The 23,730-nt window shown below is 57.8% G+C and carries 15 protein-coding genes; 14 read left to right on the forward strand and 1 reads right to left on the reverse strand.

What is annotated here, in order from left to right:
• The first annotated feature begins 17 nt into the window (after nt 1-17).
• From tagH to AB5Y99_RS09035, 11 genes are all read left to right on the forward strand, one after another.
• A complete protein-coding gene (gene tagH, locus AB5Y99_RS08985) occupies nt 18-1,253 on the forward strand; it encodes a type VI secretion system-associated FHA domain protein TagH (RefSeq protein ID WP_368209473.1) in 1,236 nt (411 codons plus the stop codon).
• Nucleotides 1,253-1,768 (forward strand): type VI secretion system lipoprotein TssJ, encoded by a 516-nt coding sequence (tssJ, locus tag AB5Y99_RS08990; protein ID WP_019444945.1) that lies wholly within the window; start codon nt 1,253-1,255, stop codon nt 1,766-1,768. The genes tagH and tssJ overlap by 1 nt, the downstream gene beginning before the upstream one ends.
• Nucleotides 1,769-1,770: 2 nt before the next feature.
• The gene (tssK, locus tag AB5Y99_RS08995) at nt 1,771-3,105 is read left to right on the forward strand and encodes a type VI secretion system baseplate subunit TssK (protein ID WP_021230534.1); all 1,335 of its coding nucleotides are present in this window, start codon (nt 1,771-1,773) and stop codon (nt 3,103-3,105) included.
• Between the two features lie 23 nt (nt 3,106-3,128).
• Nucleotides 3,129-3,908: a type IVB secretion system protein IcmH/DotU gene (gene icmH, locus AB5Y99_RS09000; RefSeq protein ID WP_323891517.1), complete on the forward strand. Its 780-nt coding sequence runs from the start codon at nt 3,129-3,131 to the stop codon at nt 3,906-3,908.
• A gap of 20 nt (nt 3,909-3,928) precedes the next feature.
• On the forward strand, nt 3,929-6,571 hold the full coding sequence (tssH, locus tag AB5Y99_RS09005) for a type VI secretion system ATPase TssH (RefSeq protein WP_368209474.1): 2,643 nt from the start codon (nt 3,929-3,931) through the stop codon (nt 6,569-6,571).
• Nucleotides 6,572-6,573: 2 nt separating this feature from the next.
• A complete protein-coding gene (locus tag AB5Y99_RS09010; RefSeq protein WP_236767931.1) occupies nt 6,574-8,112 on the forward strand; it encodes a sigma-54-dependent Fis family transcriptional regulator in 1,539 nt (512 codons plus the stop codon).
• Complete coding sequence (gene vasI, locus AB5Y99_RS09015) at nt 8,112-8,717, forward strand: type VI secretion system-associated protein VasI (protein ID WP_139429691.1); 606 nt, start codon at nt 8,112-8,114, stop codon at nt 8,715-8,717. The genes AB5Y99_RS09010 and vasI overlap by 1 nt, the downstream gene beginning before the upstream one ends.
• Nucleotides 8,718-8,725: 8 nt before the next feature.
• Entirely contained in the window at nt 8,726-10,153 is a 1,428-nt protein-coding gene (tssA, locus tag AB5Y99_RS09020) for a type VI secretion system protein TssA (RefSeq protein WP_139429690.1), read from the forward strand.
• A 41-nt stretch (nt 10,154-10,194) separates the two neighbouring features.
• Complete coding sequence (gene tssM, locus AB5Y99_RS09025; protein ID WP_368209475.1) at nt 10,195-13,692, forward strand: type VI secretion system membrane subunit TssM; 3,498 nt, start codon at nt 10,195-10,197, stop codon at nt 13,690-13,692.
• A gap of 44 nt (nt 13,693-13,736) precedes the next feature.
• The gene (locus AB5Y99_RS09030) at nt 13,737-15,164 is read left to right on the forward strand and encodes a VasL domain-containing protein (RefSeq protein WP_368209477.1); all 1,428 of its coding nucleotides are present in this window, start codon (nt 13,737-13,739) and stop codon (nt 15,162-15,164) included.
• A gap of 102 nt (nt 15,165-15,266) precedes the next feature.
• Nucleotides 15,267-16,634, forward strand: coding sequence for a hypothetical protein (locus tag AB5Y99_RS09035; protein ID WP_368209478.1), 1,368 nt, complete (start codon nt 15,267-15,269; stop codon nt 16,632-16,634).
• A 188-nt stretch (nt 16,635-16,822) separates the two neighbouring features.
• Here AB5Y99_RS09035 and AB5Y99_RS09040 read toward each other — a convergent pair whose 3' ends face one another.
• Nucleotides 16,823-18,463: a methyl-accepting chemotaxis protein gene (locus tag AB5Y99_RS09040; RefSeq protein ID WP_368209486.1), complete on the reverse strand. Its 1,641-nt coding sequence runs from the start codon at nt 18,461-18,463 to the stop codon at nt 16,823-16,825.
• Nucleotides 18,464-19,098: 635 nt separating this feature from the next.
• Here AB5Y99_RS09040 and AB5Y99_RS09045 point away from each other — a divergent pair.
• From AB5Y99_RS09045 to AB5Y99_RS09055, 3 genes are all read left to right on the forward strand, one after another.
• Entirely contained in the window at nt 19,099-20,181 is a 1,083-nt protein-coding gene (locus AB5Y99_RS09045) for a hypothetical protein (RefSeq protein WP_323891505.1), read from the forward strand.
• A 171-nt stretch (nt 20,182-20,352) separates the two neighbouring features.
• The gene (locus tag AB5Y99_RS09050; RefSeq protein WP_323891503.1) at nt 20,353-21,312 is read left to right on the forward strand and encodes a DUF823 domain-containing adhesin; all 960 of its coding nucleotides are present in this window, start codon (nt 20,353-20,355) and stop codon (nt 21,310-21,312) included.
• A gap of 598 nt (nt 21,313-21,910) precedes the next feature.
• Nucleotides 21,911-23,730 (forward strand): inverse autotransporter beta domain-containing protein (locus tag AB5Y99_RS09055; protein WP_368209479.1); only part of this gene is annotated, 1,820 nt, incomplete at its 3' end.

Raw genomic sequence — 23,730 nt, forward strand, 5'->3', positions numbered from 1 at the left:
TACGTGCAGGAGTGAATGTGGACGACTTTAACCAGCAACTATCTCTGGTGGTGCTCAACAGCGAGCAGCTCGACGGCAGCCAGCAGGTGCAATATCGCTTCGACGAGATGGGGGGAACATTGGGCTCCTCCGAACAGGATGACTGGCAACTGCGAGACAGGTTGGGGGCGGTGATGCCAGCCCATGCCCGCGTCGAGCTCAATGACGGTCGTTTCTGTCTGTGCGATCTCAGCGGCCAGACCTACATCAATGGTGCCACCTCGCCCATCGGGCGGGCTCGCAAGGTCAACCTCGAGCAGGGTGACGAGCTGATTGTCGGCCCTTTTCGCCTGAGAGCCTATCTCGGTGCCATCTCCCCCGAGCAGAGTTTGCAGCAGGTGCTGGGCAACCGTCCGACCGAGCAGCTTGATGAGTGGCTGGCCAGCGATCCTCACCACCCCCAGACCCTGGATGATCCACAGGCCCTGGCGGTCGACCCCCTGCTGGCATTGCAGCAGGAGCGTGCGGCCCCGAGTCCGTTGGTGGATGCTCGCCTGCAGGCTCAACCGCAGTTTCAACCGGATATGGACACCGTATCCCTCGCTCCATTTTCAGCCGTCGAGAACACCATGAACCAAGAATTTCTGGATATGCCCACCATCGAGAACCACCCCGACTTCCAGCCACTGGAGGGCGTTGATCACGTCGCCCTGACTCCGCTGATGCGTGGTCTTGGCCAGCCGTTGCAGCTGCAAGACACCCAGCAAGCCCACGACATGCTCGAAGAGATGGGCAAGACAGTGCGTGCCATGGTGGAGGGGTTGCTGCAACTGCAAAGCGATCAGGCGGCGCTGGCGGACAAGCACCTGCGCCCCATCGAAGATAACCCGCTGCGCCTTGGTCTCGATTATGACGAGACCCTGGCGGTGATGTTTGCCGAGCAGAAGAGCCCGGTGCACCTGACCGCGCCTGCTGCGGTGGCCGAGAGTCTGCGCAATGTGCGCATTCACCACGTGGCGAACCAGCAGGCTATTGGCGCTGCGCTGGACAGCATCCTGCAAGCGTTCTCGCCCGAGGCGTTGCTCGGCCGTTTCGAGCACTACCGTCGTACCGGTACCCCGGGTGTGGCCGATGAAGGCTGGGCCTGGAACATGTACCAGCACTACTACCGCGAACTCACCTCCGCCCGTCAGCAGGGGTTCGACAAGCTGTTCCATCAGGTCTACGCCCAGGCGTATGACCAGGCCGTGCGTCAGCAACAGGGACTTATTTGATGATACGTGCACTGTGGTTTGGGGCCTGTCTGCTGGCCCTGGCCGGTTGTACCACCATGGGCAAGATGGCCGATGTGGCCATGAACCCGGATATTCAGGTGGGGAGCAACGATGACCAGCCCTCCACCCTGGGGCTCAGCCTGTTGGCAGAGCCTGATGTCAACCCCAACGAGAGCGGGGAGGCGGCACCCATCGAGTTTCAGGTGGTGCTGCTGGCTGAAGATTCCAAGCTGCTCGCTACGGACTATGACCAGGTGACGGCGGATGTGGAGAAGGCCCTTGGCAAGAACTACCTGGATCATCAGGACTACACCCTGCTGCCCGGCCAGTTCAAATACCTGCCTCCCGTCAAGCTTGATGAGAAGACCCGTTACATCGGCGTGATTGCACGGTACGCCGATCCGGACAGCGCCGAGTGGCGCAAGGTCATCAAGGTCAAGAGCAAGGGAACGGCCTATCAAATTCTGGTGCACCTGCGCCTGGATGAAGTGGAACTACAAAAAGAAGAAGAATAATTATGTCGAGTCGAAATCGGGTTATCTGGCGTGAAGGGCTCTTTATCAAGCCCCAGCACTTCCAGCAACAACAGAGACATTCAGATTACGCGCTGCACGCGCGTTTGAGCGCGCTGTCCGACTATTTCTACGGGTTGCAGTCGCTTGCCATCAACGAGGATTACCTCGGCTTTGGCCGTATCGCGCTGGTGGGGGCCACCGGTATCCTGCCGGATGGCACCGTCTTCAACATCCCGAACGATGATGTGCTGCCAACCCCGCTGGAGATCACCGATGCCTCGGTGGCCAACCAGAAGGTCTATCTGGCGCTGCCGCTCTCGGTAAGCGGGGTCAACGAGGTCAATCAGGGCGGTCAGGTCGCTACCCGACTGCAGGCCCATCGCCACGACGTGCGCGATCTGCACAGCGAAGGGGGCGACGTGGTCTCCCTCGAAGTGGGGCGGGTCAGCTTGCGGTTGATGCTGGAGCGGGAAGACCGCAGCGCCTACGCGTCCCTCGCCATCGCCCGCATTCTGGACAAGCGCCCGGACGGTGGTCTTGTACTGGATCCCAACTTCATGCCTTGCAGTATCAGTGTCTCTGCCATTCCGACCCTCAAGCGCTTCCTCGGTGAATCGGCTGGCCTCGTGGCCGAGCGGGCTCGCAGCCTCTCCCAGCGCATCGCTGCGCCGGGACAGCAGGGGGTGGCCGATGTGGCCGAGTTCATGATGCTGCAACTGCTCAACCGGGCTCAGCCCCAGCTCTCCCATCTGGCGCGTCTTGGCACCCTGCACCCCGAGCGGTTGCACGAGGCGCTGGTGCAGCTTTGTGGCGAGTTGATGACCTTTACCGACGAGTCCCGTTTGCCCCCCGAGTTCCCCGCTTATCGTCATGACGATCAGCAGGTGAGCTTCGAGCCGGTGATGTTGGCCCTGCGTCAGGCGCTCAGTACCGTGCTGTCGCCACGTGCCGTCTCCATCCAGCTGCGCAAGCACCAGTACGGCGTCATGGTGGCCATGGTCAACGAGAGCGAGTTGATGCAGAGCGCCGACTTCGTGCTGGCAGTGCGTGCCCGCATGCCGCAGGAGCAGCTGCGCAAACAGTTGCTGCAGCAAACCAAGGTGGCGTCGAGCGACAAGATCCGCGAACTCATCAGCCTGCAGTTGCCCGGTATCCCGCTGCTGCCGCTGCCGGTGGCGCCGCGCCAGTTGCCCTATCACGCCGGTTACAGCTACTTCCAGCTCGACCGTCAGAGCCCTGCCTGGCAGATGCTGGCGGTCAGCAATACGCTCGCCTTCCACATTGCAGGCGATTTCCCCGAGCTCGACATGCAGCTCTGGGCCATCCGTAGCCAGTGATCGCATCAAGGAAACAAGCAGAGATGACCACGGACATTATCAACAACGAGCAACTGAGCGACCTGCTGTTCGATCACGCCGAGCAGCTGGACATGGATTCGGACTACTGGTTCCGCCTGCGTGGCCAGAGCATCAACCCGATGATCGATGCGGTGACCCCGCTATTGGGGCTGGTACAGCGGGTGCGTCTGTTGTCGCGCTACGACCGGGTGCCCGAGCTTTATCAGCGGGTGGTGACCGAGATCCAGGCCATCGAGCAGGAGTTGATGGCGCAGGGTTACGAGAACGGCGTCGTCCTCTCGTTTCGCTACATCCTCTGTACTTTTATCGATGAGGCGGTGATGGGGCGCGACTGGGGCAGCCAGAGCGAATGGTCCCAACACTCCCTGCTGGCCAGGTTTCACAACGAGACCTGGGGGGGCGAGAAGGTATTCGTGCTGCTGTCGCGTCTGCAGGAAGATCCGGTGCGCTATCGCGACATTCTGGAGTTCATCTATCTCTGCCTCTGCCTCGGTTTTGAGGGGCGCTACAAGGTGATGAGCCAGGGCCGTGACGAGTTTGAACGGATCGTCAAGCAATTGCACAAACAGTTGTCACTCGAACGTGGCGGTGAGGCACCCTGCGTGTTTCATCTCGATCTCGGTCAGCAGGCGTCTCGCTACCAGCTGCGCAAGCAAGTCTCCCTGCGCACCCTGTTTATGGGCGGCGCGTTGATCCTGGCCATCATCTTTGGCCTCTATCACCACCAACTCAATAACCAGACCCAGGACGTACTGCGTCAACTGGGCGAATTATTAAAATAAATACTTAAGGAGAGCACGCCTTGATTCGTATAGAGCTACCGGTACTGGTGGAAAGACTCAACCCCATCTGCCGTCACATGCTGGAGGAGGCCGCGGCCCTCTGTGTCAATCATCAGGGGGCCGAGATCCGCATCGAGCACCTGCTGCTCAAGATGCTGGAGACCCCCCTCAGCGATGTGCGTCAGATCCTCAAACGGGCCGAAGTTGAGGTTGAAGAGTTAAAGAGCCTGCTGCAACCCTCGGCGGCCGATAACGGTTATGGTCAGGGTTATCCCTCCTTCTCGCCGCTATTGGTGGAGTGGCTGCAAGACAGCTGGCTGCTCGCCTCTGCCGAGCTGCAACATGGCCAACTGCGCAGCGGCGTCATGCTGCTGGTGCTGCTGATGACTCCCCAGCGTTACCTGCCGGGCTCGGTGACCCGTTTGCTTGCCAACATCAATCGCGAGCTGCTGCGCCAGCAGTTCGACGAGTGGGTGAAAGAGTCTGCCGAGACCCAAGTGACCGTTTCTGCCAATGGCACTTCGACTCAGGCCGCGCTGCCCGCCGATGCCAGCCTGCTGGCCCGCTTTACTGTCAACGTCACCGAACAGGCCCGTCAGGGAACCCTGGATCCGGTACTCTGCCGGGATCACGAGATCGATCTGATGATCGACATCCTCTCCCGTCGCCGCAAAAACAACCCCATCGTGGTGGGGGAGGCGGGTGTCGGTAAAAGTGCCCTGATCGAAGGGTTGGCGCTGCGCATCGTCGCAGGCCAGGTGCCGGAAAAATTGCGCGATGTGGAGCTGATGACCCTGGATCTTGGCGCCATGCAGGCCGGAGCCTCGGTCAAGGGGGAGTTCGAGAAGCGTTTCAAGGGGGTGATGCAGGAGGTCAAGGACGCCGTGCGACCTGTCATCCTCTTTATCGATGAGGCCCACACCCTGATCGGGGCGGGCAATCAGGCGGGCGGGCTGGATGTCTCCAACCTCATCAAACCCGCGCTGGCCCGTGGCGAACTGCGCACCATCGCCGCCACCACCTGGGGTGAGTACAAGAAATACGTGGAAAAAGATGCCGCCCTGTCGCGCCGCTTCCAGCTGGTGAAAGTGGGTGAGCCTAATGCAGATGAAGCCACCGTGATCCTGCGTGGCCTGCGCAGCATCTACGAAAAGGCCCACGGGGTGCTGATCGATGAGGAAGCGCTGCAAGCCGCTGCCCAGCTCTCCGCCCGTTACATCTCCGGTCGTCAACTGCCGGACAAGGCGATCGACGTACTCGATACCGCCTGTGCCCGGGTGGCCATCAACCTGACCACGCCACCGCGCGCGGTCAGCCATTTGCAAAACGAACTGCGCCAACGTGAGCTGGAGATCCGTCAGCTGGAGCGCCAGAGCCTGATCGGCCTGGGTGACAACGATGAACGACTCACAGAACTGAAAGCGGCCCAGCAGACCTGCCGTGACACTCTGCGTGAGCAGGAAGCCCAGTGGCAGCAACAGCAGGGATTGGTGCATCGGATTGTCGAGCTGCGTGCCGCTCTGCTGGCCGATCAGCAGGATGAGATGCTGGCCAGAGAAGCGCTGGATCTCGCCGATGCGCCGCTCGATCCGCAAGCGGCTGCCGAGCAGCTGGCAGGTCTCGAGCGCGAGCTGGCCGAGCTGCAACAGGGTGAGGTACTGGTCTCTGCCCATGTCGACAAGACTCAGGTCGCAGCGGTGATCGCCGAGTGGACCGGGGTGCCGCTTAATCGCATCTCCCAAGGGGAGCTCGATGTAGTGACCCGTCTGCCGGAGTACCTTGGCGAGCTCATCAAGGGGCAGGATGTGGCGGTGGCTCACCTGCACAAGCACCTGCTGACCGCCCGTGCCGATCTGCGTCGTCCAGGCCGTCCGCTGGGTGCCTTCCTGCTGGTGGGGCCAAGCGGGGTCGGCAAGACTGAAACCGTGCTGCAGATTGCCGAGCTGATGTTTGGCGGTCGCCAGTATCTGACCACCATCAACATGTCCGAGTATCAGGAGAAGCACACCGTATCCCGTCTGATCGGTTCGCCTCCCGGCTATGTCGGCTTTGGCGAGGGTGGCGTGCTGACCGAAGCCATTCGCCAGAAACCCTACTCGGTGGTGCTGCTGGATGAGGTGGAAAAAGCCCATCCTGACGTGCTCAACCTCTTCTATCAGGCGTTCGACAAGGGCGAGCTGGCCGATGGGGAAGGGCGGATCATCGACTGCAAGAACGTGGTCTTCTTCCTCACCTCCAACCTCGGTTTCCAGACCATCGTCGATCATGCCGAGCAGCCTGATGACCTGCTGGATGCACTCTATCCGGAGCTGGCCGCCTTCTTCAAACCGGCCCTGCTGGCGCGGATGGAGGTGATCCCCTACCTGCCGCTCGGTCACGACACCCTGGTGCAGATCGTGGGTGGCAAACTCAACCGGCTGGTCAAGCTGCTCAAGGAGCGTTTCGGTGCCGAGGTGGTGCTGGAGAGCGAGGTGGCCGAGGAGATCCTGCTGCGGGCCAACCGCAGCGAGAATGGCGCGCGGATGCTGGAGTCCGTCATTGATGGAGCCCTGTTGCCGCCGGTTTCCCTGCAACTGTTGCAGCGCCTCTCGGCCGGTGAGCCCATCAACCGGGTGCGCTTCTTGGTGGCCGATCACCAGTTTGTGGCCGAGGTGGAGGGCTGACCATGGAGCAAGCCCTCGCATTCGCCCTCGCGCTCACCTCGCAACGGGATGAACAACATCTCTGCCACTGGTGGAGTTCGACCCTCCATGCCAGCTTCCAGCCCAAAGGACTGCTGCTTGGCATGCTGGACGTGAGCGGCCGCCAGCTGGAGTGCAAAGGGTGGGTCAAGGGGCAGGAGGTTGCGCTGGCGCTGGCGGTAGATGATTTCTCTCACCCACTCGCCTATGTGCTGCACAAGGCGCAATCCCGCACCTGGGATTCCCTCCATGGCGGTGCCCGCATTGAGCATGCCGGTTTTCGCGCACTGCTGGCCAACCTTGGCCAGCAGTGCGGCCTGCACGCCTTTCCGCTCAATGATGGCAACGGCAAGCCGTTTGCCGTGCTGGCAATGATGGACAGTGGAGATGTGTTGCAGGAGTGGGCGGCTCGCCCCGAGCTGGCCAGTCTGGCGCAGGTCTTTTGCAACCAGCTCACTCTGATCCGCGATCTGGGACGTAGCCGCCGGGATCAAAACGTGCTGCGCGACTCCCTGCGTCAGATCAAGGGCGAGGGGGAGCGCCAGCGCCAGCACGAGAAGTTGCTCGGGGATCAGCTGGTTGGCCAGTCGGCGGTGATCCGCGGCTTGCGCGAGCAGATCGCCCAGGCGGGCCAGCACAAGCTGACCGTGCTTATTCAGGGGGAGACCGGCAGTGGCAAGGAGGTGGTCGCCCGCTTGGTGCACCAGTGCTCCGAGCGCGCCGCCAAGCCGTTCGTCGCCATCAATTGTGCCGCCATCCCGGAGAATCTCATCGAGAGCGAGCTGTTCGGTTATCAGAAAGGGGCCTTCTCCGGCGCCCTCTCCAACAAGACCGGGCTGGTGGCGCAGGCCAATGGTGGCACCCTGTTTCTCGACGAAGTGGGCGATATGCCCGCCGCCATGCAGGCCAAGCTGCTACGGGTGCTGGAAACCCGCAGCTACCGGCCGCTTGGGGCAGAGCAGGAGTATCACTCCGATTTTCGCCTCATCGCCGCCACCCATCAGCCGCTGACCCGCCATGTGGAGGAGGGCCGATTCCGTGCCGACCTCTACCACCGTCTCTGCCAGTGTCTGCTGCTGATCGCCCCCTTGCGAGAGCATATCGAGGATGTGCCGCTGCTCTGCCAGCACTTCATGGCCCAGTTTGCCGCGCAGGATGACAAGGGACTGGCTGGCTTGCAGCGCAAGTTCCTCAAGCAACTGCAAAGTTACGACTTCCCCGGCAACGTGCGTGAACTGCGCAATCTGCTGGAGGTGGCCTGTGCCCACACCCGTCACGGTGAAGAGGTGGGGCTTGGCGCCTTGCCGCCGGAGCTGCGGGAGCGGGTCTGTGCCGAACTGCCCGATGCGCTGGATGATTACAACCATATCCGCGATCTGCGCCGTGCCATGCAGCAGTACGAGGCATCGGTGATTGAAGCGCGCCTGCGCTACTTTCAGGGCAATCGCATGCTGGTGGCCGAGAGCCTCAATATTCCCAAGCGCACCCTGGATCACAAGTGCCAGAAACTGGAGGTGAACTGATGAGCATCATGGGTTTGTTGCCCCTGCTGCTGGCGACCGGCAATGCGATGCCTCCCCTCGATATGACGGCGTGGCAAGCGTGTCGTCGCGAGCCATCCCCTCTGATCCGGCTCGCCTGTTATGACGCCCTTGGCAATGAGGCGACGCAATCAGGCAACAAGGAGAGCACCAAGTCTCCGGCCTGGCTGGCGATAACGGAGCAGGAGTTGGCCCGTGTGCCGGATAGCTCACCCTTTCTGTTGCGACAGGATGAGGAGAGCGGCACGGCGGTATTGACCCGTCCGGCCCTGCGCGGTGCCACCCTGGCGATAGGTTGTGTCAACAGCATCACCCATATTCGTTTGCGGCTGGATGCGCCGTGGCGCGGGGAGAGTGTCACGGTCGCGCTGGATGGACAAGCGACTCGCAGCAGTCAGAGCTGGTTTATCCGGGATCAGGGATGGCTGCTCGAATATGGCCGCGGTCTGCCCGCCATCGAGGAGCTAAAACGCTGGATCGGTCATCGTGAATTGCAGGTTCAGGCGGCCAACGGCGCCTTGCTGCGGGTCGATCTCAGCGGCCTGAAAGAGGCGCTGATACCGGTGCGCCAACAGTGTCGCTGGTAGGGGGGAAGATGAGCTATCAACACCCCTGGTGTAGCCGTCTGCTCACCAGCTTGCCGGATGCACAGATCAAAGGGGCCGTGCTGGCCGATGAGCCTCGCTGGGACTATGTGGAGACCGAGCTGGTCAAGTTGGGCTCCCTTGCCCACAGCCAGGTCGATCTCAATGCGGTCGCCGAAGCCTGTTTGGGGTTGCTGGAGAGCCGCACCAAGGATATGCGGGTGCTGGCACAGCTGTTGCGCTGCCTGCAGCACCCCGCCAAGGCGACCCCGATGGGCGCTGCGCTGAGCTTGCTGGAAGCCTGGATCAAGGCTTACTGGCTGTTGGCCTGGCCCGGGAATGCGACCCAGAAGCAGCGATTGATGGTGCAGATCATCAAGCGCTTCGAGGGGGCCCTGCCGAGGGTGAGCGAAAGCGCCTCGGCGGCGGAACTGGCGCAGTTGCTGGCGCAGGCAGAACAGCTGGAGGCCGTCTGGCTGGCCCAGTGCCCTGACAAGGGGGAACTTCTGGATCCTCTGGTGATTGGGTTGAAGCGGGCCCAGCGACAACAGGTTGCCCAGGCCCAGGCAGATGCCGGAGGTCAACCTGCAAGCAGCGCTGCTGCAGCCACCGCCAGTGCGAGTGGCATGGCGGGCACCATGGTGCTCAGTGGCAGCAGCAAGGGCTCCGGGGTCGAGATTGATAGCTCCAACGATCGGGCATGGCGACAGACCCAGCTCAAGGTGGCGGAGCTGCTTATTGAGCGCCAGCCGGAGGCGGCGATCGGTTATCGGCTGCGTCGTCACGCCATCTGGGCCGGCATCACTACCCCGCCGATAACGGCACAGGGGAACAAAACCCAGCTGGCCTCCATGTCGGCAGACATGGTGGATGAGTATCGCGCAGCCATGGGCACACCAGATCTGGCGCTCTGGCAGCGCATCGAGCAGAGCTTGACGCTGGCCCCTTACTGGTTCGAGGGGCACAGGCTCTCGGCCGAGGTGGCCCAGAAGCTGGGATATGGGGCGGTGGCGCAGGCGATCATGGCGGAGCTGGATGCGTTTTTGCAGCGCCTGCCAGCGCTGCGGGATCTCACCTTCAGCGATGGTTCCCCGTTTCTCTCCCCCGAGTGCAGCCGCTGGTTGCAGCCAGCCAAGAGCAGTGGGGGCGGCAGCGGACAGGCCGAGCTGGCCGAGGAGGTCGCCTTGCGTCATGGGGAGCAGGGGATTGCTGCCGCGCTCGCCCTGCTTGATGAGCGGATGGCACAGATGAAAGAGCCAAGAGCCCGCTTCCATGCCTTGCTGGTGCAGGCGGAGTTGTTGGAGCAGGAAGGCATGGAGGCGCTTGCGCGCCAGCAATATCAACACTTGTGGCAAGAGGCAGATCGCCTCGGGTTGTCGCAGTGGGAGCCCGGGTTGGTCAGCCGCCTGGCCCCCTATGCCACCCATTTGCCGAAATAAGTGCCGAAATGAGTCATTGAGTCGGAGTTGGATCACATTTTATGTTCAAAACCATCTTTACCTTTCTGCGGCAACAGCTGCCGAAACTGAAACCCTCCTGGCCCCTGCTCGGTGTGGTGCTGTGGGTTGTCGCCCTGATCCTGGTGTGGTGGCTGGGGCCTCGCATCGAGATCCGTGATGCCAAGCCATTCGAGCCCTTGTGGGGGCGGGTGGTGTTTACCCTGCTCTGGCTCTGGTTGCTGCTGGGGGTACTCTCCTGGCGGGTATGGCGCAAGATGAAGCAGCTCAAGGCCGAGCGCCAGCATGAGGTGCTGCTGGAACAAGATCCGGTCAAAGGGCTCATCGACAAACAGGCGCAGTTCCTCAATCGTTGGTTGCAAGCCTTGAATGAACACCTTGGCAAGGGGGCGCTCTACGCCATGCCATGGTATCTGGTGCTGGGTCTGCCCGGCAGCGGCAAGAGCAGCCTGATCCACCGTGCCAATCCGGCCAACAAGCTCAATCCCAGACTCGATACCGAACTGCGGGACGTGGCGCAAGGCCAGCTGGTCGATTGCTGGCTGGGGGAGCAAGCCGTGATGCTGGATCCGGCCGGCGCGCTGTTGTCACAAGCTGAGCCCGAGCTGGATCCGCAAGCTCGCAAACATGAGCGACTCTGGCTGCATCTGCTGAACTGGCTCAACGAGCACCGTCGTCGTCAGCCCCTCAATGGTCTGGTACTGACTGTTGATTTGGCATGGCTGTCCGCGGCCAGCGTGGCCGAGCGCAAGGCGTATGCCCAGCTGATGCGTGCTCGATTGCAAGAGGTGTCGGCCACCATGAATACCCGGCTGCCACTCTATGTCACCTTCACCAAACTCGATATGCTGCGCGGCTTTGATGTGGTCTATGAGCAACTGGATAAAGAGGCCCGTGACGCTGTGCTGGGGGTGACCTTCAACCCCGGCAGCAGTCAGAGCAAATCCTGGCAGCAGGATCTGGCGCTGTTCTGGGATCAGTGGGTCGACAATCTCAACCGCAATCTGCCGGAAATGATGCTGGCCCGGCTTGATGCCGCCCAGCGCAACGCCCTCTTCTCGTTTGTTCGTCAATTGGCGGGTCTCAAGGATTATGTGACCAGCCTACTCGATGAAACCCTGACTATTGAAGAGAGCAAACCACTGCTGGTGCGCGGCGTCTATATCAGCTCCGTTTATCAGCAAGGTGTCCCGTTCGATGCCTTTGCTCAGGCCGCTTCCCGGCGTTACAGCTTGCCCGAGCCTATTCACTCCGCCCTGCGCGGGGAGTCCAACACCTATTTTGTGCGCAAGTTGTTCTCTTCGATCATCTTCCCCGAGGCCCATCTGGCCGGAGAAAATCGGCTGCATACCCTCTATCGTCGTCGCCGGATGGCCATTGGCCTGAGTTGCCTGTCGCTCTTCTCGGCGGCCCTGATCGGTGGCTGGCACTACTTCTACCGGGTCAACGAGGAGGCGGGGCGCAATGTGCTGACCAAGGCGCAAGCGTTCACCGAGACCAACGAGGTCGCTGACGAACATGCCTTCGGTGTCAGCCAGTTGCCACGTCTCAACCTTATTCGCGAGGCGACCCTGTCTTTTGGCAACTACCGCGAACGGATGCCGCTAGTGGCAGACCTTGGTCTCTATCAGGGGGATGAGATTGGCCCCTATGTGGAAGGTTCCTATCTGCAACTGCTGGGGCTGCGTTTCCTGCCTGCCCAGATGCAGGGGCTGCTGGAGGATCTCAACCGGGCACCGGCTGGCAGCGAGGAGAAGCTCTCGATCCTGCGGGTGATGCGGATGCTGGATGATGCCTCAGGTCGCAACAAGGAGCTGGTGGAGCAGTACATGGCCAGCCGCTGGCAGAAAGCGTTCCCGGGGCAGGGGGCGGTGCAGGAGCAGTTGATGGAGCATCTTGACTATGCCCTCGATCACACTGACTGGCACGCTGCTCGCGCCGCTCGGGATCAGGCTGCCATCACGGCATTTGTGCCGTTCAAGGAGCCGGTGTATGGCGCCCAGCGTGAACTGGGCAAATTGCCTATGTATCAGCGGGTCTATCAGAATCTGGTGGTGAAGGCGGGTGATGTGTTGCCGCCGGATCTCAATGTCCGTGACGAGGTGGGCCCCACCTTCGACACCGTGTTTGCCCTGCGCAACGAGAGCGCTGGTCAGGTGCCGCGTTTGCTGACCTGGCCCGGGTTCAGTGACTTCTTCCTTAAGCAGGACAAGGCGCTGATCGATCTCACCGCCATGGATGCCTGGGTGCTGGGCCAGCGCAAGCTGAGCCAGTTGAGCGAGGCCGATCGCAAGGAGATCACCCGTCAGGTCAACGATCGCTATGTCACCGATTACGTCAACCAGTGGCAAAAATTGCTGACCAATCTGGATGTGCAGACCCTTGCCAGCCCCGAGCAGGCGCTCGATGTGCTCTCTGCCATCACCGGCAACGACCAGCCATTCCAGCGGGTGCTCGCAGCGCTGGATGACAATACCCGTATTCGCAAGATCTCCGATGCGGAAGGAGATCCGGCGCAGGCGATCACTGCCCGGATAGGTCGCCCCTTTATGGCCACCAATGGCGTCTTGACTGGCCGTGGCGAACAGGGGCCGCTCATTTCCGAAGTGAACCAGAAGCTGATTGAACTGCAGCACTATATGGAGCTGATCGTCAATGCCACCGAGCCGGGACAGTCAGCCCTCAAGGCGGTGCAACTGCGTTTGACCAACAAGTACGCCGATCCGGTCTTTGCATTGCAGCAGTATGCCCGTGGTCTGCCCGAGCCGCTCAATCGCTGGGTGGGTCAACTGGCGGATCAGAGTTCGCAACTGGTGATTGATCTGGCGATGTCATCCCTCAATCAGGAGTGGCAGGCGAAGGTGCTGGCACCGTTCAACAGCCAACTGGCGGATCGCTATCCTTTCAACCCGAGCTCTGCCAAGGATGTGCCGCTCTCCGAGATGGAGCGCTTCTTTGCGCCGGGCGGCACCCTGGACAGCTTCTATCAGGTCAACCTGAAACCCATGGTGGAGGGGGGGTTGATGGAGGGAGAACTGAGCTCACCCATTCAGGCCGAGCTTATCAAACAGCTGGATCGCGCTGCGCGGATCCGCCAGATCTTCTTCAGCCAGCAGGGCAATCTGGAGGTGCAATTTGCCCTCGAGCCCATCGAACTCACCGCCAACAAGCGGCGCAGTGTGCTCAACCTGGATGGCCAGTTGCTGGAGTATGCCCACGGCCGTCGCAACAAGATCCCGCTGGTGTGGCCAAACACCATGCGCGACGGGGCCGAGAGCAAGATCACCCTGGTACCGGCTGCCCGCGAACGTTCACCGCGCAGCGAGGGCTTTGTCGGTCCCTGGGCCATGTTCCGCCTGATGGACAAGGGGGAGCTGACTCAGGTCAACGAGGCCACCTTTGATGTGCGCTTCCCGGTGGATCAGGGTGCCATGACCTATCGGGTCTATACCGACAGCGCCCAGAACCCCTTCACCGGCGGCCTGTTCAGCCAGTTCAGCTTGCCTGAATCCCTCTATTGATCATGTTGGGGGGCGTCATGCCCCCCCGCATTTTGGAATCCGATATGTCACAGAATCAACAAGGCCAGCAGGCATTGAAAGTGGGGCGTGACCCCAGAATGTTGCCGGAGTATGAGGCGCTGCGCGCCGAGATTAACAAGCTTAGCCACGCCTCCCGCCCCGAGGTGGATTGGGTCAGGATCCATCAGCTTGCCAGTCAAATCTTTGAAAAGCACGGGGTGGATCTGCAAACCGCCATCTACTTCACTCTGGCGCGCTCCCGCATTCAGGGGCTGAGCGGCTTTACCGAAGGGTGCGAGTTTCTCGCCAACCTCATCGTCACCCAGTGGGAGAGTTTCTGGCCACCGGTGCATCAGGAGCGGGCCCGCATCGAGATGCTCGACTGGTTTATCGCCCGCATAAGCGATGTGATCCGCCAGTACCAGATCAGCCATGAGGACAAGCGGTTGATCTACCGCTGCGAGCGGGCGCTGCAACTCATCAGCGAGAAGCTGCACAACGCCGGTTTGAGCCGCATCCCCCGGGTCGAGAATCTGGTGCACTTTATCGAGGGGTACACCCATTTGTTTGACGAGACCGAGATTGTCATCGTCTCCGATGAGCCGGGCCTCAAGGATGAGCTGCAGATCCCGCCGATGGTCTTCTTCAAATCCGACATGGAGAGCGACCACGGCGCCTCTGCCGGGGCAACCCCGCACCTGCCTCAGGGCAGTATCCTGGTGGGGCGTGAGAAGGGGCAGATGAAGCCGACCGTGCTCAAGATTGAGCAGCACCGCAAACAGCGGCCGGCCTGGTTCTGGTTTGGCTGTGGCCTGCTCACCTGCGCCTTGCCCATGATGGGATGGCTTGGCTGGCAACATCAGCAGCAGGAGAAGGTCATCGCGGCGCAACGGTTGCAACAACCCGCTGCAGCATTGCCGCAGGCCCTGAGTTATGACGACATTCGGCAGGCGCGCATCGTGTTGGGGGAGCAGACCCTGCAGGGGATGGAGAGCGAGCTGGTGTCGCGTTATCAGGCCCAGCTGGATCGGCTGGAGCAGACCTCGCCCCTCTACTGGTACCGTTATGGCGAGGGGCTGCGCAATTCGCTGCAGATGCTCTATCCCGACTCGCTGGCGGTAAAGGCCCTCGACAAACAGTGGCAGACCGCGCTGGCCGGTCAGCAGGGTGATCTCAACCGGGTGCCGACCTATCTGGAGGCGCGCGCCGGGGTCGATGCCCTGATCGATCAGCTGCTGGAGCTGGAGCGTCAGCGCAAGACAGTCACGATTTCCTACCTCAAGTCTCAGCTCTACGAGGTACAGAAGAACCTGATGCAGGAGATCCCGTTCAGCTTGCGTCTGAGCGAGCTGGAGGCGCGAAAAGCGTCGCAGGAGCCTATTACGGCTGCCGAGCTGAAAGGGATAGAGAGTGACTTGAAAGCACTCAACATCCGGCTTTACCAACTGCAACAGGGGCTATCCGGTAGCTGATTGCTCTGTTATGCGCAATCAGGTGTTGGAATCGCATAACGAACCCGCTTGCAAGATGGCAGTGATTTATCCGCAACATTTTCACTCAGAGTAGATTTTTCCATGAAATTTCGTGCTTTATGGCTGGCGCTGGCGACCGGTATGCTCGCAGCCTGCTCTTCTACTACGTCACTCACTGACGCCGAGTTATCCCAAGCCGCACAGCAGGGGGATGGCCGCGCCCAGTATGAGCTGGCCAGACGGCTGGCGAGCCAACCCGATTACCTCAACGCTATGTACTGGATGCAGCAGGCCGCCGATCAGTCAGGCCCCTTGGCCGCCGATAAACAGATCCGAGCCAGCGCCGCCTGGCAAGTGGGTGACTGGTATCAGGCCGGGCTCGGGGAGCCTAAAAATCCGCTGCTTGCCAATCAGTGGTGGCAGCGCTCGGCACACCTTGGCAACACCAACGCCAGCTATCGGTTGGGGGTGATGTGCCAGGAGCAACATCAAGGCAAGCTGGTGAGTGACTGCCTCGACTGGTTCGAGCAGGCCGCCAGGCGGGATCATGCCGACGCTCAGTTAATCCTGGCCCGTTGGTACAGCACACAACCGGGGGCCGATACGGACGCCGTCAAGTGGCTTGAGCGATCTGCAGAGCTTGGCAACCGTGATGCCCAATACTTGCTGGGTGAGCGCTATGCGCAAGGTAAAGGGGTAGTCAAACGACCGGATATCGCCCAGCGCTGGAATGATAAAGCCGCCGCCCAGCAGCAGCCGAACGCCTTGCTACAGCAAGCCAAACAGGCCGCCCCCATCCATGCGTTCGCCGCCTATCAACGGGCGGCCAATGCCGGTTCTGCTGACGCCGAGCTCTGGCTGGGCAAGGCTTATTTGGCCGGGGAACAAGTTCCTACAGACCCTGCTTTGGGTCGCTACTGGCAGGAGCTGGCCGCCGCACACGGTTCCCATGAGGCCGAATATCAATTGAGTTTGCAGCAGGTAGAGCGTGAGCAGCAGATCCACTGGTTAACGCGTGCTGCTGATGGTGGCGTGACCAAGGCATGGTTCGATCTGGCAGCACTACAGCAGGAGCAAGGTGAACTGGAGCAGGCCAGAACCAGCTATGCCAAAGCTGCCGGACAAGGTCATACCCAGGCTCAATATGCTTATGGCGAGATGCTGCGGCAGGGTTTGGGCGGTAAAGAGGACTATGTGCTGGCACTCAAGCAGTATCGTCTGGCTGCCCAGCAGGGTAACCGGATGGCTCAATACCGTATGGGGACCATGCGTGAAGAGGGACTGGGGGCTCCGCGCAACCGGGTGCATGCCTATGCCTGGTTGTCACTGGCCGCGACAGACGGTATGCCTGAGGCCTCGGTAGCTCGCGATGAGCTGGAAGCAGCGATGACCAAACAGGAAGTCAAACAAGCGCAAAAACTCTCTGAGCACTGGTTTGGCAAGATGTCATCGCCCGCCAAGAAAAGCTAAAAAAGAAAATAGAAGAAAGCGGCTAAATGGCCGCTTGTAGTGGTCATAGGCTTCGCGCGTGTTGATTTTGTTTGGCGATAAAATCAGATCACAAATGAAGACTTTTTTATATATATTTCAATTGTTTGCCGCAAGAGCTCCTATGCGTGAGGGGCGACTACCATATTAACAACGCCCAAGAGCTGCTGTCAGGTCCGGAACCTGCCCACCACATCCTGTAGCTGGTTTGCCAGTGTTTTAAGGTCGTTGCAAGCTTGTGCCATTTGTTTGGCGCCGATGGAAACTTCTTCCGAGGCGTTGCTGATATTGACTACGTTTCGGTTTAGTTCCTCGCTGACCGTCCCCTGTTCTTCGGTGGCGGTGGCGATCTGAATATTCATGTGAGATATGCTGTTGACCGCGAGGCTGATCTCGGCGATTGCCGCACCGGCTTCGCGCGCGGTGTGAACCGTATCAGTCATCATCACCTGACTCTGTTGCATGGTGATGCCTGCATCATTGGCGCGTTGTTGCAGCTCGGAGATGATATCGTTGATCTGGGTGGTGGAGTCTTGTGTACGTTTAGCGAGTGTGCGGACTTCATCGGCAACCACAGCGAAACCGCGGCCCTGTTCACCAGCCCGGGCGGCCTCTATCGCTGCATTCAGTGCCAGCAGGTTGGTCTGCTCGGCAATACCTCGTATCACTTCAAGTACCATACCGATGTTGCGGCTGTCATCGCCCAACTGGTGGATCAGCTGTGCTGTATTTTCGATAGCGTTGGCTACTTTTTCAATTCGGCTGATGGCGTCATTGACGGTTTCACTGCCTTGGGATGCCGTGTCACTGGCTGTGGTCGCTGCGCTAGCTGCATCGTTGGTATTGCGGGCAACCTCTTTGACCGTGGCCTGCATTTGATTCATGGCGGTAGCTAGCTGGTTGAGCTCATACTGTTGGGTCTGAGTGTTGCTCGCAGACTGCATCGCTACCGCACTGATCTCGCCGGCCGCAGCACCCAGCCGCTCCACTGAGTCAGTGACCTCGTTGACCAGCATGTTTAGATTGGATTGCATTTCGTTGAATCCCTGAGCCAGCTTGCCAAGTTCGTCATGGGAAAAGTGCTTCATATCGAGCTGGCTGGTGAGATTACCGACTGCGACCTGACGTGTTTGCTCAAGTAGGATCATTACCGGATTGCGTATTTGGCGGGTTAGCAGCAAGGCTACCGTTACCACGAACAGCATAGTTCCCGTTCCAACTATGATGCTTAGCAGCTTGGCCCGTTCATAGGAGTCTTCACTTTGCCGAGTCAGCTCACTGGCGACCCGATCATTCTCCTTGCGCAGTTCAAGACTATCCAGCCCTGCTTGCTCAAGGGTTTTTCGGGACTTATTTTTAATCAGCGATCGCATCCGGACGATATCACCTTGGTTGATGGCTGTTTTCAGCTCACCGTGGGTAGAGAAATATTGTGCCGCTGCGGTTTGCAAATCCGCAAACTGTGTGCGATCCAGCTCAGATAAAAACGGTAAGGAACTATAGTGCTGTTCGGCGACCGTGAACTCGCGCTTTGCCGCCTCGAAAAGTAATGTGCTTTTGTCAAGAGCATCCGGGTTGTTCCCCATCTTATCGATTACCATATTTAGCTCCGCGCGACCCGCATCCAACAAGGTAACATGCATCTGGCTAGATGCCCGGATGGAGGGAATTATCTCATTGGTGATCTTGCTGGTGGTGTGATATAGGTTGGAAAGTTGTGCGGTGGCAAACCATGCAAAACTCAGTATCACTAATGTAAGAGCAGAAAACGCAACTATTAGCTTTTGTCCAATTGTCATTTTTGTCAGCATAAAACATCTTATATTCATATATCCCCACAGGTTGTTGTGTGTATTGTTCATATCGAATCATGATTTTTTTGGATCAACAGTATGATAAATCGATGTAATGTTAATCGAGTGCGCGCAAAATCACTTCAATGAGCAGTAACGCTATTGAGTTTAAATAACGTGAAAATTATTGTAGCCGCAACAATATATTTAAGATTGTGTTGTAAGAGTTTTCCTAAGATATTTCTTTCTCAGTACGTATAGCCGTGTTAATTAACCGACATAAATTTATAAGAACAGAATGAATGTGAGCATCTGCGCGCTCCCTGAGCTATAGGTATTTTCCTACACCTCAAGATGAAACATCCTACTGAATTGAAGTGTGTTGGTGGCTAATATTTGCTCATCGATTCAGCGGGCTCGTTGAAAAGATAAAAATCCAAAATCGAGTTGCCGGTCTTAATGCGTTGGTCAATATGAAATGTTGCCCAGCCGGATACAGAGTTGTTTGTCCTTTGCCTCATCCGATAGGCTAAAAAGTGCAAGCGGTATCAAGCCCATCTTCGGGGCAGTGAACCAGGGATAGTCTCCTCGCGATTGTTAACAACGTGCAGTTGCTTATTGAGCTGCGTATGTAACCGACAAGGTCTCTATTCATGAAAAAGTTTGCAACCCCTTCTCATCATATTCGTCGTACCACCTTGGCTGCCGTTTTGCTGGCAACGCTGGTCAGTAACGGCGCAAGTGCTTTAGTCTCAACCAACAACGCAGGCCCCATTCATGGCCGTCAAATCACCGTCGTTGCCGTACCGGAAATCACAGGGCTGGGGGTGGTTGGTGTGCCGGTCACTCTACCAACGGTACCGGGTACTGCCGATGCAGATGGTGACGCACTGACCGACTGGTACTACGTTTGGCAACTGGATGGTGTTGATGTCGGTGCCGAGCAGCTAGCAGGTAGCATCGATGCCATTCCCGCCTATACCCCGCAACCTGCTGATGCTGGCAAAAAGCTGACCCTTAAGCTGCGTGCCGTTGCCGACGAGCGAAGCTTCCCGGTGGCAACCCGTTACTCAGCAGACAGTCTCTCGAATGAGATCACTATTGCTGCCGGTGAACTGGAGATCGGTGGTGAAGGCCCCATTGTTGAGAATCCTGGCATCCCGGGCTCAATTGGCCTTGACGGGGATGGCAACGGCAGTGGACCAGAAAACCAGGAGATCAAGGTAGATATCGGTTCATCCGTTACCAACAACAACAGTGGTGGTGATCTGGAGTGGAGCCTGGGTGGTGATGACAGTAGCCAGTTCACCATTGACGACAACGGTGTGCTGACCTTGAAACCGCAAGATGCAGAAAACCCGCTTGATAGCGATGGCAATGGCACCTATGTGGTTGAGGTAACGGTCACTGACCCGGCGACCGGGGCACAAGACACCATCACTATCACCATCACAGTTGACAACGTGGTTGAAGCCGCAACTGACGTCAAGGTAGTCGATGAAGCAGGTGTTGCAATTGCAGGCAATCCGGTAGTCGGAACCACTCTGCACTCCGCTGTGACGCTGGATGATGGTGCGGGCGAGAAGCTTGACCGTGCCGATGCCACCTACCAATGGCAACGTGCGCTGGATGGTACGGAAGATTGGGTTGATGTTGCTGGCGCAACCAGTGCCACCTACACCACCACGGGGGCGGATCAGGGTTACAAGTTCCGTGTGGATGCCAACGGCAAGTAATAGCACGACATATCCCAAGAGTGGCAAGGAGGCCCGGTCTATACCGGGCCTCTTTTTTTTGTCCACAAACGAGGTGGCAATAAATTCATATTGCGACGTTTTATCAAGGGAAGAACCATGATTTTACCATTGCATTTACACTCGGCTCTGCGCCTGTCAAGGATGGGGGGCATGGCATTGCTTCTGCTGGCTGGCCACTCAGCAATTGCCAAAGTGAGTGATCCAACAACCGCTATTTTCGGGCGTGGGGCTCCGACAGCACCCACCATGACATTCAAAACCATGACACAAGATCAGTACCTGAGAGTGGATCGGGTTGACAGCTCCATTGATCCGGATGGCGACGAGATCACTTACCAGACGCGCTGGTGTTCTGAACCGTCTGGTCAGGGATCTTGTTCATACATCGATGCGCAATTGATGTCAGAGTCAACAGGCTATTACATAGCTGCTCGCGCGCTTACTCCGCGGGGCTACCCGCAAGCCACTCAGGGTAGTAGTGACTGGACGGAACAGGCTACTGGTCGGATACCGAAAGTCACCAATATCCAGGTCAACCGTGGCCAGTTGGCCGGGCCAGGAACGGCGGTCTCAGCAAGTTACCAATATGAAGATCTGGATGGGGACCTTGAGGGAGCCAGTCGATATCAATGGTACGTCAACGGCGTTGCTATCGCCGGTGAAACGGCACGTGAGTACATGGTGAAAGAGACCGATCTCAATAAAGAGCTGGCCGTAGAGGTTGAGCCGATGGCTCAGAGTGGGTTGGCAAATCTGGGGAAAAAGAGGGTATCAGCAGTATGGAAAGTTGCCCATCTAAAAGTGAAAGTGGGGGCGCTTACTTTTTACCGTTCTGCAGTATCGGGCGAACTGGCTTCCCAGAGTGGTGCTACAACAAAGTGCCAGCAGCTTGGCATGAGATTGCCGACAAGGGCTGAGTATCAGCTTCTCTATAATGCCTACCCAGCCAACAAAATTTCTTCCGTGATCGGCTGGCCAACAAATATCTATGCATTTTGGACATCAGACGTTCACACCGCAGGTAGCATACACTGGGCTTTCAGATTGGATAATGGAAATTCCAATGGAACCTACTCGGTAAACAATGAATATTATCTCTGTGTTAGTTAATGACGATATGAATAAAAAAAGACCGCTTGAAGCGGTCTTTTTTATTTGTCCACACTATTTGATAGCAGCATAAAAATGAGTAGCGAAATGCTACTTGAGTGCTTGTGTCTGGCAATAAATTAAAAGATGGGTTTATGCTGTTTCAACAGAGCAGACCGGTGAATACTAGCAGCTCATATAAATAATAATCAAGATGCTATGTATAAAAAAGCCGCCTACTGGCGGCAAAACGTTCAGGCTTGTTAAAGTCGGAAGTCTGACTCTATGCAATGTGTAACCAGTTTTCGAAGCACGGGTCGTGGTTGCACGGGGGGATGATCACATAGGTTGTAAAATAATTCCCGTAGGAATTTACGCATTTCCTTTCTTTTATCTGAATATTGTCATGGAAAAGGTTTTCCTTGCTATTAACACCCTGATTGGAAATGATTTTTGCAATTTACTTACATGCGAGGGTAGGTCGATTCCTACGAGCCATGCCGGAGTGTCCTACATAACAGGTCGTGCCAGTTAGATATTATATGCGGAGTTGACTGGTCCTTGAGCTTTACGCGCAAAACCAGTCATAACTTGTAATAACCGAAGTGAGCTTTTCAATATGTTTAAAAAAAGTCGCGTATATCAGCTGGTATGGACTTACCTCTTTATCGGCCACAATGCCGTGTTGCCCGTTGCATACGCGGCTGGCTCGGTAACTGAAACCCAAAAGCGTCAACAAAAACCTTCAGAGAATATCTACACCGTTAAAGTGGGTGACAGCCTGAGCGGCATCGCCAAAGCTCATGGTGTACCTGTTCATATTTTGCTTGCCATGAATGAGAGTCGACTTGCGACTCATCCACTCGAAGTTGGCCAGAAAATTGTGGTTCCAGCAGCAGGAGTTCTCCCTGAACTGGGCGGCAACAATCCGCTGAATCTGACGGCAAGCAATGAAAAAGCCAAATCCGTAGGTGATTACGCCGCGGAGAATGCTGCGCGTATTGCTACTCAGTTCGCAACCAATGACGGGGTCGAAGTTGACGAGACCTTGGCAGCCAAAGTTGCACGCCAGACTTATGGCAATGCTGACAATGCATCTGTTGTTGCAGGTTCATCCTATGGCGCCAAAGAAGAAGCACAGTACTGGAAGCGTCAAGCTGTCTCAGGTTTTGAGGCCGAAGCTAACCAGTATGCTCAGGAATTGGTAGGCAAGGGGACCGCCAGAGCCAAAATTGCTCTCGACGATGACATGAATATTGCCGAGTCATCACTTGATGTGCTGATGCCATTCGCAGAGAGCGAGTCGCGCATGCCATTTGTGCAAGGTGGGGTCAGAAAATCCAGCAATGACAATGTCACCGCCAACATTGGTATCGGCCAGCGCCATTTCACCAAGGATTGGATGCTCGGTTACAACGCTTTTTATGACCAGGATTTCACCGAGAGTGCTTCCCGCGCCGGTATTGGTGCAGAAGCATGGCGTGACAATCTCAAAATGTCTGCCAACGGTTATATACCCCTGAGTTCCTGGAAAGATAGCGACAAGATCGAAGATCACCTGTCCCGTGCGGCCAGCGGTATTGATGTCAACATTCAGGCCTATCTGCCGTCGCATCCGGCACTGTCTGGCTCTGTTACCGCAGAGAAATATTTTGGTGACAACGTGGACATTCTGGGCTCCCAGAAGCTGGAGAAAGATCCCCATGCCATTACCTTGGGTGTCGGTTATCAGCCGGTTCCGTTGGTCAAATTTGATGCCAAACACACGGAAGCATCCGGTGGCCAGAGCAACAGCCAGGTTGGGTTAAATCTTGAATGGCGTCTGGGCGAGTCACTCAACAACATGTTGGATGGCAGCAAGGTCAACAAGTCCATGCAGGGCATGCGCTATGACCTGGTCGAACGCAACAACCAGATTGTTCTCGAATACACCAAGGCACAACTGATGTCTGTTGGTTTACCACAGTTGCTCAGTGCGTTCGAAAACAGCCCGTTTGATATTTCACTGCAGGAAGTGCGTAGCAAACATCCTATTGCCGAGATTGTTTGGCAGAGCCCCTTGTTTGACAAGCTTGCTATCCCGGCTGCGCAGTTGAGCGGTGCAAATCTGACTACTCTGCGCTTGCCCGAGCTGCCCGCATTTGAAGCAGAAGGCAGCAATATCTACGGCATCACAGTCATTGTACGTGACATCAAGGGGAACGAGGTCAGCGCTTACAGCACCCTCGAGGTACTGCAAAGCCGTACCAGACCTGAGGTTGATGATCCGAACGGGGACCGCGATGGTGACGGCCTGACCAACGGCCAGGAGAACCAGCTTGGTACCGATCCGGACAACAAAGATACCGACGGTGACGGTATTGACGACAAGACCGAAGTGGACAACGGCAGCAACCCGCTTGACCCGAACGACCCGGTAGCTGATCCGAACGGGGACCG

Origin of the sequence: Aeromonas sp. R4-2, from assembly GCF_040908295.1 — a bacterium.
GTDB classification, from domain to species: Bacteria; Pseudomonadota; Gammaproteobacteria; order Enterobacterales; family Aeromonadaceae; genus Aeromonas; species Aeromonas veronii.